The organism is Paenibacillus amylolyticus (genome assembly GCF_036894225.1).
GTDB lineage: Bacteria > Bacillota > Bacilli > Paenibacillales > Paenibacillaceae > Paenibacillus > Paenibacillus amylolyticus.
In genome coordinates this window covers 1,389,682-1,403,737 of the sequence record NZ_CP145892.1, presented here as the reverse complement: position 1 = coordinate 1,403,737, position 14,056 = coordinate 1,389,682, and the positions used below count along the sequence as shown (strand labels likewise).

The window sequence follows — 14,056 nt, the reverse complement described above, 5'->3', positions numbered from 1 at the left end:
GTGCACAGCGGACGTTCGGGGGTGGCAGGGCCTTGGTGCTCTCTTGTCCTCCGATTTCTTTTCCCACCGCTCTTGGCGGTTGAAATCGGATGCCAAACTCACTCCTGCGGCTCCTTCCTCCCCCTCACTGCTTGTGCACCATCAGAGCAGTAGCTCGCTCTTTCCGCGCTCGCTGGGTCACAACCTCACTTCGAGCCTTTTTGGTGGCTCGGTCTTATGGGGTTGACCACTTCGCAGGGTCAACTCTCCCCATATTCAGTAAACGATTGGCCTCAGACATAGTCCAGCACAGATGAATCTTGAGTGTCTAAAAGCTGCAACACCTTGGCGTTAGCGCACCTTAACATGCCAACTTTGTCATGCACAGCGGACGTTCGGGGGTGGTGGGGCCTTGGTGCTCTCTTGTCCTCCGATTTCTTTTCCCCACCGCTCTTGACGGTTGAAATCGGATGCCAAACTCGCTCCTGCGGCTCCTTCCTCCCCCTCACTGCTTGTGCACCTTGGCGCAACAGCCCGCTCTTACAGCGCTCGCTGCTCGCCCCCTTACTCCTCCGCTGCGCTGATCTGCTTGCCCCAGACCGCCACGCCGTGGTCATCGAGGCCTGTTACCACCAGCGCGGGCTGGTCTCGCTCCCAGTCCCAGGACGGGAGCAGTTTCAGCTCTTCCGTGGAAGCTCCGCCCCATGGGCTTTCTTTCCACTTCAGTGTCAGTGTTTGTTTGTCATCAAAGGTCCAGGTTCCTGAACCTTTTTCACTTTTAATTTTGCCGTTGCTTGTTAGGGTATAAGGCACGGCTTGAATCTGCCCGTCTACGGACGGATCAAGCGCCATGCCTTCCCACTCCCCGGCAATCATGGATTTCGGAATGTCCTGTGCTGTCTCACCTGCATAACGTTCAGGTGAAACGACAGGCCAGCCGTCCTTGGTCCATAACATTTTGCGTACATGCAGATAGGGCCAGTTTTTATCCGTCTCGCCCCGTGCATGATGCACGATGTAATAATCGTCTCCGTCCTTCAGAACGGAGTTATGTCCGGGCGCAACCCAGCCCTCGCCTTCTGTGAAGCGATAACCGCCGAGAATTTTGGTGCCGATCTCATATTGCGGCAGATGATCCGTATCCAGCATGTTCATGCCGTTCATATCTGTGTACGGTCCTGTGATTGAATCAGCACGCGCAACTCGCACGTTATAGTCCTCGAATAAGGAATCATAGGAAACAAACAGATAATACTTTTTGAACTCCGGGTTAAACACAATGTATGGACCTTCCACTGCGCCCTCTTCAGTTGCACGATCCCGAGCGGCAATGCGAGTACCGTAACCCTCGTCCTTGAATTTCCCGGTATCGGGATCAAGTGGCGCAATGTAGATGCCGTCAAAGAATGAACCATATACCATCCACGGATTGCCTTCGGCATCTACGATGGGATTGGCATCAATGGCATTTAATTTGTCCTGTTCATTCGCAGAAGTTTTCACAACGAGTCCTTCATCTGTCCAAGGACCTTCGGGAGATGAAGATGTCTGAAGACCAATAGCCGACTGGGTACTGCCAAAAGAAGAAGCCGAATAATACATCCGATAGGTATCACCAGCCTGGACCACATCCGGTGCCCACAGATTGACCGCACCTGTCCAGTCCAGCGCTTCTTGCGGAATACCCGGGAGAGCTTGACCTACCCACTTCCAGTGGATCAGATCATCTGATTTGCGTACCATGACGCCGGGTTTCGCTTCTCCTGCTACACGAACGTCTGTGGAATAGACGTAGTATCCCTGGTCTGTTTTGATAATGGCCGGATCATGCGCATTGTTCACCGTCCAGCGTGATTCATCATCCAAAATGGAAGTGTCATACAACTGAGTATCTTGAGGAGCTTCAGGAAAGACGGGACGGGACACCGTTTCTCCTGCTCCTTCTCCAGAACAACCCGTAGCTCCAACAATCAGCATCAGCAACATGGAAGCAACCACCCCTCTCTTCGAAAATGTCCATCCTCGGAATTTCTTCCGCTGTTTCATCCCTTCACTCCCGAAATCGCAACCGATTCAATAATCTGTTTCTGGAAGATCAGGAAGATGATTAATACAGGTAACAGAGCCACAATCGACGCCGCCATAATAAGCGGGTAATCGGTTTGAATCGCATACGTGGCATTAAAGTTTGCTATAACGAGTTGTAACGTCTGCTTCTCCGGTGAATTCAGATAAATAATTGGTGCCAGATAATCGTTCCAGATGCCCATGAACCAGAGAATCAACTGTGCAGCAATCGCCGGTTTGATGAGCGGGAACGTAATACTGGAGTACAGCCGGAAGTAGGAACTACCGTCAATCTTGGCCGCCTCAATAATCGCATCAGGTACACTAAGCAGGTACTGGCGCAGGAAAAAGATCATAATTACGTTACCGAACAGGCCAGGAACAATCAGTGGCAACAGCGTATCCACCCAGCCCAGCTTTGCAAACATGATGAATTGCGGGATCATGACTGTTGGATAAGGAATCATCATGGATGCCAGCAACGCGAGAAACAGTTTGTTTTTGTGCGGGAATCTTAACTTGGCAAAAGCAAAGGCTGCGATACTGGACGTAAACGTACCCACCACCGTTACACTCACCGCAACGATGAGGCTGTTTTTGATCCCGCTGAGCAGCGGTCCTGCTTCCCAGATTTCTTTATACTTTCCAAATTGGAATACTTCAGGTATCCATACAGGCGGAAGCGCGAATACATCCTGCTTCTCCTTCAATGACGTGGACAACATCCAGATCAGTGGTGCAATCATCGCAATCGCACCAATCGCGAGTACGATAAAGATGATCGAGTTTGTTAATTTCCTCTTTTGACTGTAAGACATCTCCGGTTCACTCCTTTCCTTGACAATCAATCCCCATCATAGGCTGATTTTTCGTTCATTTTGAATTGCACCAGGGTAATGACAAAAATGAAAATACCAAGAATCATGGCCATCGCTGAGGCATAACCCATCTGCAAGTTACTGAAGGCTTTCTGCCAGATGTAGAAAACGATCGATGCCGAAGAATATTCAGGACCACCCGTAGGTGTCATAATGTTCATCTCGGTGAAGATCTGGGAACCACCAATGATATTTGTAACAATGAGGAAAAAGGTAACCGGCTTCACCATAGGCCAAGTGATATTGCGGAAGATTTGGAACCCATTGGCTCCATCCAGCTCAGCCGCTTCGTAGTATGTACGTGATACACTTTGCAATGCTGCCAGGTACAACAACATCGTGTATCCAAGACCCTTCCACACCGTCATAATAATCAGAGCGGGTTTGACCGTGTCTTTGTTCGCGAGCCAGTTAGGCCCTTTAATCCCAAACAGGTCAAGGAACTGGTTCACTAGACCGTAATCCCCGTTGTACGCCCAGTTCCACATGATGGACACCGCAGCGAGGGAAGAAATGACCGGGATGTAATAGATTACTCGGAATGTCGTGGTGCCGGGAATTTTACGATTCAGACCCATCGCCAGCAATAATGCGAGCAACAATCCAATTGGAATACCAAGCATCAGGAAGAATGTATTAAACATCGCTTTGTAAAAGAGGTCATCCGTGAGCAAATCCTTGAAGTTGGCCAAACCGATAAAGTTCATCTGTCCCAGTCCGTCCCAATCCGTAAAGGAACCATAAAGGGAGTAGAGGAACGGGAACATGACAAAGATCAGCAATCCAAGAATCGGAGGTAAAATAAACAGATATCCGTACAGCATCTCTTTGCGATACAAACTCGATTTCGTAATCACGGCGTTCACCCCTGTTTCTAGTATCAGCATGTGGCATTCTTCGATTGAACCTTGTCGATCAACGAATGCCACATGCCCGTATGGAATCCAATAAGTTCCAATACGAATGATGCCAGCAGCATGATTGCAGGCTGCCGGCATCACCCTTTCCTATCTACTATTTCTGAGATTTCTTTTCTTGTTCAACCGCTTTGTCGAGCAGTTTTTGCATTTTCGGTTGTTGCTGCTTCACATAGTCTGCGGCTGTAATCTTGCCATCCAATACCGGCTGGATGTCCGTGAAGAACAGGTCATACCATTCCGCATTGTACGTGTAGTTACCTGGCAGAGCCCGGCCGTAATCTTCAACGATATCAATGAATTCCTGTTTGTTGGCTGGTTTCGTGGATGTATCTTTGGCCCACTCGTCTGCCATATCAAGCAAGTTCGGAATTTGTACCTTGGCATCTACCAGTTGCTGCATGCCTTCCTTCGAAGCCGTAAGGTAGTTCACCAATGCTGCTGCTTCTTCTGGATGTTTCGTTTTCGCGGATACTCCGATTCCCAGAGATCCGATCCACGTTGCCGATTTGCCAGTTGATCCCGCAGGGAATGGCAGCAAATCATAATCGAAAGGCAATTTCTCAAATGTACTCATATCCCATGGGCCTACAGGGAAGAAAGCCATTTCACCTTTCATCCAGCGTTGATACGTATCCAATGTTTGCGCTTCCTCAATGGAAGGTGTAATTTTGTATACATTCTGCATATCCGCGAAGAACTGCAGTGCTTCAGCGAATTTTGGATCATCAATCGTTACTTTTGTTTTGGTCTCATCCAACCAATCCCCACCGTTGCTCCATACAAAGGATTGCAGTGCCCACTGTACGTTGAATCCAGTACCGTATACATCCGGTTTACCATCTCCATTGGTATCCTTGGTCGCTTGCTGATTCACCTTGATGAACTCTTCCCATGTGTATGGTTTATCCTTGTCAGGGAGTGGGATGCCCTCTTTTTCAAACAACGTTTTGTTGTAGCCCAGTGCAAATGGCCCCAGATCCTTCGGCATACCGTAGATATCACCTTGACCTGCCATTTGGCCGTCATATCGATACAGGTCCACGCCGTATTTCCAGATATTATCGAGATCAACATCCGGATTGTTTTCAATATACGAAGTGAGGTTCATCAGCACATTGCTGTTCACATACGCTTTCACGTCACCCGGATTGATATAAAATACGTCAGGCAAGCTGTTGCCTGTAATTGCCGCTCTTAGCTTGGTTGCATATTGATCCGCAGCCGTTACAATAATTTTGACTTTCACACCCGGATGATCTTCTTCGAATTTCTTGACCACCGCTTGGTATGCTTTCTGCTCATCAGTACCGCCGCGGAACATAAATGTTAACTCCTTGTCCCCACTTGCACCGCTGCTTCCTCCGCAACCTGCGAGTACCAGTGCACTTACCAGCATAAGAAGCATAAATGTGACCCAACTCTTTTTCTTTACCATCTGAACCCCTCCTGATCTGGACTTGTAACCGTATTCAATTGGATGAAATAAGATTTCTGTTGTTAAATTTATCAAATCCAGATCACTTTAGTCAACACTTTTATAAAACATTTTATATTTATATAAAATAAATCAGTATTTCGGCCAGCCACTCGAGTCCCAAAGCAAGTCATTAATCAGCAATTTCGGATTGCCATTATCCTCTGCATCATAGGCATGTCTTGCGATGACATTGCCGTTGTACACGTCCTGACCACCTGGACCTTTCCATTTTACATTGCCTGTATCCAATATCGTTCCGCCACCATTCAGCATATTAACTCCGTTTTTGTCCACATAAGGGCCTGTTATACTGGTCGAACGTCCATAGACCATTTTGTAGGTACTGTTCACACCTTGGCAGCAAGAATCAATGGAAGCAAACAGGTAATAGTAGCCGCCACGATATACAATACTTGGTCCTTCAATAGCACCTCCGTTATTCGGGCGCGCAGCAATGGAAGTTATACTTCCCGTTGGTTTCATCGTGTTTTTGTCCAGCTTGACAATCTTCAGGCCACTCCAGAAAGAACCAAAGGCCAGCCATGGATTGCCTGAAGCATCAATGACCAGATTTGGATCAATGGCATTATAATTATTGGCGGTCGTGGTTTGAAGCACCAATCCTTCATCCTTCCATTGCCCTGCCCCAATGCTGTTCGCAGAAGCAAGACCAATCGCAGACCGATTGGAGCCAAAGGTGGAGATTGAATAATAGAGCCATACTTTTCCGTTATACTGCTCTACATCCGGTGCCCATACATCCAATCCGCTTTGTCCCGGAACGGCAGAAGCCCACCAGGATGGCTTACTTAAGAAGATTTGTGGAACACGATACCAGGACGAACCATTATCGGATTTCAATACTTGAATGCCCGGGCCGGTTGAAAAGGTGTACCAGGAACTGCCCTCTTTGATAATCGACGGATCATGAACAGCGGTATCTCCGGTCAGATTCCAGAATGCCGCCAAAGCTTTTGACTGACCTGCCAGCAGTAATACCATCACAAATAATGCCGGTAACGCTAACCGTTTCCACTTAAACCTCTTCACATTGCTTAACTTTTCCAAACCAACTCCACCTTTCCTGTTCAAATGGTTAATTAGGTTCATGAAGTATTGAATCAATTTAGGTATAATAGGATTATAAAAGCGGTTACATGACATTTCAATGGTATATTTCAAATATATGTGAACTGATTAACACTTATTTTAACCGGAATAGTGGACAAAAAATAGGTTATATTCTCGTATTTGCGCTATATACAAGGGTTTTGGCTTCTATTTCTCCACCCTTCCCTTCCATGAGGGAATGATTTATAATTATCTGAAATAAAACATATAAATGTGCAAATGTCTGTGTCGAAGACTTTGTTCAGAACGGGGAAAGGAAATCCACCTATGATTTATATTAAAGATCTGATGTCGGGTGTGAATATCTTCAAAGCGCTTAGTTCGGAAATCCGGATTCAGATCATCGAGCTGCTGGCCAAGAACCAAAGTCTTAATCTCAATGATCTAGCAACCAAGCTGGGACTGAGCAATGGCGCCATCACGATGCATATCAAGAAGCTTGAAGAGAGCGGATTGATTGAGATCAACACCGCCGTTGGCAAACATGGAATTCAGAAGATATGTTATCTCAATGAGGAAAAATTGATGGTTGATCTGCGTTCACAAGAGATTAACAATCGTTATGAGGTGGAAATTCAGGTCGGTCATTACAGCGATTATCAGGCCGCACCTACATGTGGTCTCGCTACCCGGGACAGCATTGTTGGAGAGTTCGATGATCCGCGGTACTTTGCTGATCCACTGCGAATTGATGCGGAGATGATCTGGCTGGCTGAAGGTTATCTGGAATATCGGATTCCCAACTATCTCAAGCCTAATCAGTCGTTTAGCGAAATTCAGTTGTCGATGGAACTGGGTTCGGAGGCCCCTGGCTTTTGTGACAATTACCCTTCGGATATTTACTTCTATGTCAATGGGATTGAGATTGGCTGCTGGACAAGTCCGGGGGATTTTGGCAATACACGCGGTACCTTTAATCCGGAATGGTGGCCTCCGCATTTGAATCAGTACGGCATGCTGAAGCTGATCCGGATTACACAGGAAGGCAGCTATATCGACGGATGCCGCATCTCGGATGTGACGTTGGACCAGATTGGGCTGGATTACAAAAGCGATATTCACTTCCGCATTGCGGTTACGGACGAACCTTTGAACAAACGGGGCTTAACGATCTTTGGCAAAAACTTTGGTAACTATGGACAGAATCTGCTCGCTCGGGTTCTCTATAACGTGCAAGAAGAGTAGAGTCGGCTCTGACTTTTCACTCGATATTAATTAAGTTCGACCGATCTGCTAACATAACTGTTCAACACAACAACAATCATGTGTCTTCAAAAGGGTGCTATCCAGCACTCTTTTTTTGTTTGCTCTCGCCTAAGAACTTGTCCAATCATATTGGAACAAAACATACTGGATGATATGACTCCTATAGCCCCTCTGTAATCCTCCATGTTGTTTACCCTGGCGTGATATAATAATGGCCTGTAATGACAAAATGGAATAACGGGCGGGGATACCTTTTGAAATTGGAGCGATTAATCTCAATTATATACAAACTGCTGAACCACGAAGTATTGTCTGCTTCCACCTTGGCGGAAGAGTTTCAGGTGTCCCCAAGAACGATCTATCGGGATATTGATGTAATCTGTGCCGCCGGCTTCCCGGTCGTCTCCCATCAGGGACTCAAAGGCGGCTACGGCATGATGGACGGATACAAGATGGATAAAAGCTTGCTCGGTTCTTATGATGTGGATTCCCTGATCACGGTTCTGAGCAGTCTATCCACAGTATTCGAAGATGCACGTGCACAAGGCACGATTGAACGTCTGCAAACGATTGGACCGGAGCATCAAACCTCAAGTCTGTCGGTGGATTTGGAGACTCGCCGAACAGAACCGGATGCCCTTCCTCATCTGCGTAAAGGTATTACGGATCATCAGGTTGTCCGTTTTGACTACATCAATACAAAGAATGAACATACACCCCGCCATCTGGAACCGGTAAGACTTCATTTTAAATATCGTAATTGGTATGTATACGGATTTTGCCAGACACGGCAGGATTATCGCGAGTTCCGACTGTCCCGGATGATGAACGTGCAACTGACATCGGAACACTTCCAACCCCACCTTGAGCTTCCCCAAGAGACGGTTGTCTCAGATCCGTCATGGCAAGATCAGGTAAGTGATGTGGTATTTCGGGTGAACCCGGAAGCGCTCGCGGAAGCCATGGATCATTTTCAACAGGAAGATAAGCAATTTCACGAGGGTGGAAGTATGACAATGCGTATCTCGGTTCATCAACCGTTACAAGCCAAGTGGTTATGGTCGTTTCTACTTAGTTTAGGTAGTGGCGCCGAGGTACTTGAACCGATTGAATTAAGAGACATTCTGAAAGAACAACTTCGAAACGCACTTAAGCTCTATGAAGAAGTATGACACGCTGTTGTCATACTTCTTTTTTTATAATCATCTCAGTAAGTTAACCTAATCTATAGCCAAATTAAAGGAGACGATCATCAATGAATCATCCGGAACAAATGTATAACTACCACGCATGGGCCAACCAAACGATCCTGGGCAGAATCAAGGAATTGCCCTCTTCTGTACTGAGTCAGGTAGTGAACAGTTCATTTCCAACCATTGCTCACGCACTCAGCCATATCTACGCGGTAGATAAAATGTGGTACGAGGTATTGAATGGCACCAGTATGCCCGAGGCACTGCAAGCATGTATACTGCTTAATGGTGAGATTCACGGTTCTGTAGATGAGTACATCAAACGTTTTACCGACCTGTCGACACAATACAGTGAGTGGTTACGAGGCCATGCTGATCTGGAGCAAACCACTCTACTCGATAATCCATTTGCAGGAGTTCGCGAAACCAGCTTATCCGATATAGTAATCCATGTGGTTAACCACGGAACCTATCATCGAGGCAATGTTTCTACCATGCTACGTCAATTGGGGCATGCCTCCATCATGAATGACTATTCACTCTTTTGGTATCAGGAACCGGCTCAGGTATAGTTGACAATCGGATGGAAAATGTACATTGTATCCCCGTGACGTCGAGGGATGAATTGAGAAATTGGTTGCAGACGCATGGAAAAGTTGAGAATTCTTGCTGGGTAATGATAAGCATAAAACCCGTGCCGAATACCCTGCTGTATTTGGACGTGGTTGAGGAGTCGCTGTGCTTTGGCTGGATCGATGGAGTCAAAAAGAAAATATCCGAGACTCAATTAGCACAGAGATTATCTCCTAGAAGTAAACGCAGCTCATGGACTGAATTGAACAAGGAACGTGTCCGTCGTCTTGAAAAGTTGGGCCTCATGCATGACGAGGGTAGAAAGGTTCTTCCTGTTATGGAGCCAAATGCTTTCATAATTGATGGTGTGATCGAACAAAGGCTGAAAGAAGATCATCAGGTTTATGCAAATTTCATGGCCTTCCCTACCCTGTACCAAAACGTTCGGATCGATACGATCCAAAGTGTTAAGAATCAGCCAGCATTATTCCAGAGCAGATTGGATAAGTTCATAACCCACACAAAGGAAAATAAAATGTACGGTCAGTGGCATGACAACGGACGGCTCTTGAACTATTGAACTCCCCCTTTTCCCTGAGACAGCAGACAGGACCTCCATATGAGGAGGCCCTGTTTTGGTGTTTTATATTCGGTCATGTATTAATGAGTCTGCCTGTATGTTTTGGGAGACTTGCCAAAGGCTTTCTTAAACTGGCGGGTGAAATAATTACTGTCGTTAAATCCACATTCATACGAAATTTCCGTGATGGACAGATTCCCGTTTTTCAACAAATGACACGCCTTCTCCAGACGCAACTTTTGCAGATAAGAGATCGGGGTCATCTGATAATAGGATCGAAAAATCCGGTTCAGATGCCTTATTGAGATATTCGACTTCCCCGCAATATCCTCTAGCGACAGTGGCTCCAGATAATGATCTTCAATAAATGAAATGGCATTTGCCAGATGCATCAGATTATTACCTTCGATCCCTTTCTCCTGTGTATCATATTGCCTCGACAAATAAACAACCATCTCCGTAAGACGTGAGATCAACATCGTCTGATACCCTTGCTGTTTACTCTGATACTCCTCAATCATGAACGATATCAGCGATTCTACATACTCCAGACTGGAAATGGATAACGCCAATTTACTCGGAAAGGAGTGAATATTACGATAAAACGGTTCCAAAACAAACAGCGCCTGGAAGCCGTTAGATTTTCTCAGATCGGGCCCCGCCGAAGCAAGCATCTCGGGACTGAACATAATGTTACAGATCCTAAAATCATGAGGGTCTTTATACGCATGATGGGTGTCGCCATTAATCACAAATGCGTTCCCTTTTTTAATAAAAAATTCTTCGGTGTTCACCACATGGGTTGCATGACCATTCAGAACAATCACAAGTTCCGTAAAATCCATATGATTATGAAGCTCCATGTCCTCAACATGTCCACCGTACTGAATAAAAAACGGAAATTGTTGATGGTCCGAGGTAAACCATCTCAAATATGCATTACTCAAAAGCATCCCCCTCCGCAAACCATGTTGGGTTGAATGTCTATATCATGCTATTCCAGGACCGAAAAATCAAGGTTCCATATACTTATAAGCGTTATAATTCGCCTTGTAGCAGGGATTTTCAATGTGTCCAGATTCATACTAAACTCTCGAAATGAATAGGAGCATAAATGATGAAATATACTAATCCGGTCATTCCTGGATTTTATCCAGATCCAAGTATCTGCCGTGTAGATGAAGACTATTATCTGGTAACCAGTACCTTTGAATATTTCCCTGGTGTGCCCATCTTCCACAGCAAAGACCTTGTGAACTGGCGACAGATCGGCCATGTCCTCACAACAACGGAGCAACTCCCTTTAGCGAACGCAGGCAGTTCTGGCGGTATTTTTGCCCCAACACTCCGGTACCATGAAGGCTGGTTCTATATAACAACAACCAATGTCAGCGGCGGCGGAAATTTTTATGTACGTAGTGCCCAGCCCGAGGGACCATGGTCAGCTCCGTTTTTTGTTGATCAGGGCGGCATTGATCCCTCTTTTTTCTTTGATGAAGATGGACGTGTATACTTTCAAACTGCTTGTAATGGCAATGAAGGCGAGGGCATCTATCAGTGTGAGATAGACATCACGACTGGAGCCAGACTAACCGATAGTCGATTGATCTGGACTGGAACCGGAGGAGCAGCACCCGAAGCTCCCCACATGTATAAAATAAACGGCCTCTATTATCTGATGATCGCCGAAGGTGGAACCGAGTATGGTCATATGGAGACCATTGCTCGGAGCACAGAGCCATACGGACCATTTGATCCGTGTCCTCATAATCCGATTCTGTCCAATCGGAGCATGAAATCCAGCATTCACGCAACCGGTCATGCAGACCTTGTCCAGATCCAGGATGGAAGCTGGTGGGCCTTATGTCTGGGCCTTCGTCCAGCAGGTTACCCCATGCGACACCATCTGGGACGCGAAACCTTCCTGGCACCTGTCACTTGGACGGATGACGGTTGGCCGATAATCGGTGTGGACGGACATATTGAACCAGAGATGACCGGACCTTCATTGCCTGAGCATCCTTGGTCACCTCGGGCTATACGGGATCATTTTGACGAACCAACTTTGGACATGAACTGGATCTTCTTACGGAACCCGGCTCCGAATAGTTGGACACTCACAGAAAATCCCGGGCAGCTCATCCTCCGTGGTCATTCGGTTTCACTCGATGACGGACAAAATCCAGCCTTTGTCGGGCGTCGATTGAGCCATTTCTTATGCAATATGGCAACCGAGCTACGTTATGAGCCAAATGCGAGCGGTGAGGAAGCCGGATTAACCTTATTTATGAATGATAAATATCATTACGATTTGGCTGTAACACAGATCGACGGTCAGAAGAAAATCGTATTGCGGCGAACCGTCGGCTCTCTGCGAACCGAACAGGTGCTTGACTGTGACACGGGGCCGGTTGTATTACAAATCAAGGCTGACCGTAATCACTTCACGTTCCTCTACCAGCAAGGTTCATCCGATGCCATCGAAGTGGGTTCAGGGGAAACACATCTGTTATCTACCGAAGTGGCAAGTGGTTTCACAGGTGTGATGATCGCCATGTACGCTTATGCTCCATCGGGGGAGTGTACGCCTGCAAGTTTCGATTGGTTTGACTATGAACCTCTGGACGAATAATCAAACCGCTAGATCCAATACCTTTCGATCAGGTTTGTAACTATGTAACCTCTCACTAATTTACCTTTCGCAGAAGCGTCGTGAATCTGGAAAGTCTAACGAACCCAGCACACGTTATTCGACGCTATTTCACTGATTGGGATTTTTAACGAATCGTAGATGCGTTATTCCTGCCTGTTAGATGCTTTATATGTTGTTTCCAGTCTTATTTGCGGGAATAACGCGTCTCAAGTTCGTTAGAATTGCATAACCACTATAAACGTCCAAATAAGGTGCGCTGAGTTCGTTAGCATATCTCACCTTGCATCAGTTGGATCTTGGTTATTGGTCTCGCCTCTCCAGCAACTTAAAAACTCACCCTCCATGCACGCATGAAGGGTGAGTTTTTAAGTTAAGCTATATTCTGTTCATTGACGTTGTGCTTAGCGCAAGTTTGATATCTCAAAGAATAATTTACTTGCCAGAAGGTTGAGCTTCTGCTGTATACCCTGTTGGGATATCCGTTTCTGCAGTCACATTGGTGATAACCATTGGATACATCATGTCTGGATCAGGTTGAATAATGGAATAGAGCACGATGGCGCGTCCATCCTTCTCCAATTTCACATCATCAATCTTCAATCCATAACCAGGGTGCGGCATTTCAGCACTGAGTTTAACTTTGGTTGTTTTGTCATCAACCTTGGTCGTTGTTACTTCAGGTACAATCGCTTGTTGGCCTTCACCTGGATTGGTTGGAGTTGGCTCTGCTGAGCCGCCATTGCCGTGTTTATCCACAAATTCAAGTGCATTAAAGATCATGCTTGCAGCCTCCATACGGGTAAGCGACTGATCTGGACGGAAGTTACCGTCCTTATCCAGTTCAATGATGTTCATGTTCAGCAGGTTCTGGACTGCAGATATGGCGTCCTTACCGATTTTATTTTCGTCCTTAACAAGATTATACTTCATGATGACCGGATAATTCCCGGTTGTGTTAATCCCTTCATTCAGCAAAATGACAAACAGTTCACGTGTCATCTTGCCCTGCGGGTTCACTTCAACCGGAATGGACAGTCCATTCTGAGTAGCGGCCTGCACCGCATCGGCATACCACGTATCCGGACTGATTTTATTCTGAGCGGATGCTTCCGCAAATTCATTTTTCAGACCAAATGCATTCACAATCAGTTGAACACCCTGTGGCTCGGACAATGCAAGATCTGGACGGAACAGATCCGCCGTTACTCCGTTAACAATACCTTTTGATTTCAATGAATCCACAACCGACTTCTGACCTTCATCCTTCACATCTGTGAAAGCAAATACCGATGCACCTCCTGCTGTCAAAGAAACGCAGAGCGCAAGCGTTGCAGCCAATCCTTTTTTATGTTTCATTTCCTGGCACCTCCATATGATTAGTAAAGCCTATTTTTTACCT

General features: G+C 46.3%; 12 protein-coding genes. 5 read left to right on the top strand and 7 right to left on the bottom strand.

Features of this window, described 5'->3' with window-relative positions; genetic code table 11:
• Nucleotides 1-543: 543 nt before the first annotated feature.
• From V6668_RS06170 to V6668_RS06150, 5 genes are all read right to left on the bottom strand, one after another.
• Entirely contained in the window at nt 544-1,965 is a 1,422-nt protein-coding gene (locus tag V6668_RS06170) for an arabinan endo-1,5-alpha-L-arabinosidase (protein WP_338708904.1), read from the bottom strand.
• A gap of 56 nt (nt 1,966-2,021) precedes the next feature.
• Nucleotides 2,022-2,864, bottom strand: a complete 843-nt coding sequence (locus V6668_RS06165) for a carbohydrate ABC transporter permease (protein WP_036611483.1) — start codon at nt 2,862-2,864, stop codon at nt 2,022-2,024.
• Nucleotides 2,865-2,890: 26 nt separating this feature from the next.
• On the bottom strand, nt 2,891-3,781 hold the full coding sequence (locus V6668_RS06160; protein WP_036611613.1) for a carbohydrate ABC transporter permease: 891 nt from the start codon (nt 3,779-3,781) through the stop codon (nt 2,891-2,893).
• 157 nt (nt 3,782-3,938) lie between these two features.
• Nucleotides 3,939-5,279 (bottom strand): ABC transporter substrate-binding protein, encoded by a 1,341-nt coding sequence (locus V6668_RS06155; protein ID WP_076319039.1) that lies wholly within the window; start codon nt 5,277-5,279, stop codon nt 3,939-3,941.
• 132 nt (nt 5,280-5,411) lie between these two features.
• Complete coding sequence (locus V6668_RS06150) at nt 5,412-6,323, bottom strand: glycoside hydrolase family 43 protein (protein WP_051154000.1); 912 nt, start codon at nt 6,321-6,323, stop codon at nt 5,412-5,414.
• Nucleotides 6,324-6,719: 396 nt separating this feature from the next.
• Between V6668_RS06150 and V6668_RS06145 the strand changes: the two genes are divergently transcribed.
• The 4 genes from V6668_RS06145 to V6668_RS06130 all read left to right on the top strand — a co-directional run bounded on the left by V6668_RS06145 (nt 6,720) and on the right by V6668_RS06130 (nt 10,004).
• Nucleotides 6,720-7,637, top strand: coding sequence for an ArsR/SmtB family transcription factor (locus V6668_RS06145; protein ID WP_036668788.1), 918 nt, complete (start codon nt 6,720-6,722; stop codon nt 7,635-7,637).
• 275 nt (nt 7,638-7,912) lie between these two features.
• Nucleotides 7,913-8,830 carry a YafY family protein gene (locus tag V6668_RS06140; RefSeq protein ID WP_338708903.1) on the top strand — a complete coding sequence of 306 codons (918 nt, stop codon included), beginning with the start codon at nt 7,913-7,915 and terminating at the stop codon, nt 8,828-8,830.
• A gap of 83 nt (nt 8,831-8,913) precedes the next feature.
• A complete protein-coding gene (locus tag V6668_RS06135; protein ID WP_338707955.1) occupies nt 8,914-9,423 on the top strand; it encodes a DinB family protein in 510 nt (169 codons plus the stop codon).
• Nucleotides 9,424-9,434: 11 nt separating this feature from the next.
• On the top strand, nt 9,435-10,004 hold the full coding sequence (locus V6668_RS06130) for a YdeI/OmpD-associated family protein (RefSeq protein ID WP_036668782.1): 570 nt from the start codon (nt 9,435-9,437) through the stop codon (nt 10,002-10,004).
• 80 nt (nt 10,005-10,084) lie between these two features.
• On the opposite strand, the gene V6668_RS06125 is transcribed toward V6668_RS06130, so the two are convergent.
• Nucleotides 10,085-10,957: a helix-turn-helix domain-containing protein gene (locus tag V6668_RS06125; protein ID WP_405158697.1), complete on the bottom strand. Its 873-nt coding sequence runs from the start codon at nt 10,955-10,957 to the stop codon at nt 10,085-10,087.
• 164 nt (nt 10,958-11,121) lie between these two features.
• Here V6668_RS06125 and V6668_RS06120 point away from each other — a divergent pair, with 164 nt between their 5' ends.
• Nucleotides 11,122-12,636 (top strand): glycoside hydrolase family 43 protein, encoded by a 1,515-nt coding sequence (locus V6668_RS06120; RefSeq protein ID WP_338708902.1) that lies wholly within the window; start codon nt 11,122-11,124, stop codon nt 12,634-12,636.
• Between the two features lie 453 nt (nt 12,637-13,089).
• Here V6668_RS06120 and V6668_RS06115 read toward each other — a convergent pair whose 3' ends face one another.
• A complete protein-coding gene (locus tag V6668_RS06115; protein WP_047841909.1) occupies nt 13,090-14,013 on the bottom strand; it encodes an S-layer homology domain-containing protein in 924 nt (307 codons plus the stop codon).
• Nucleotides 14,014-14,056 lie beyond the last annotated feature (43 nt).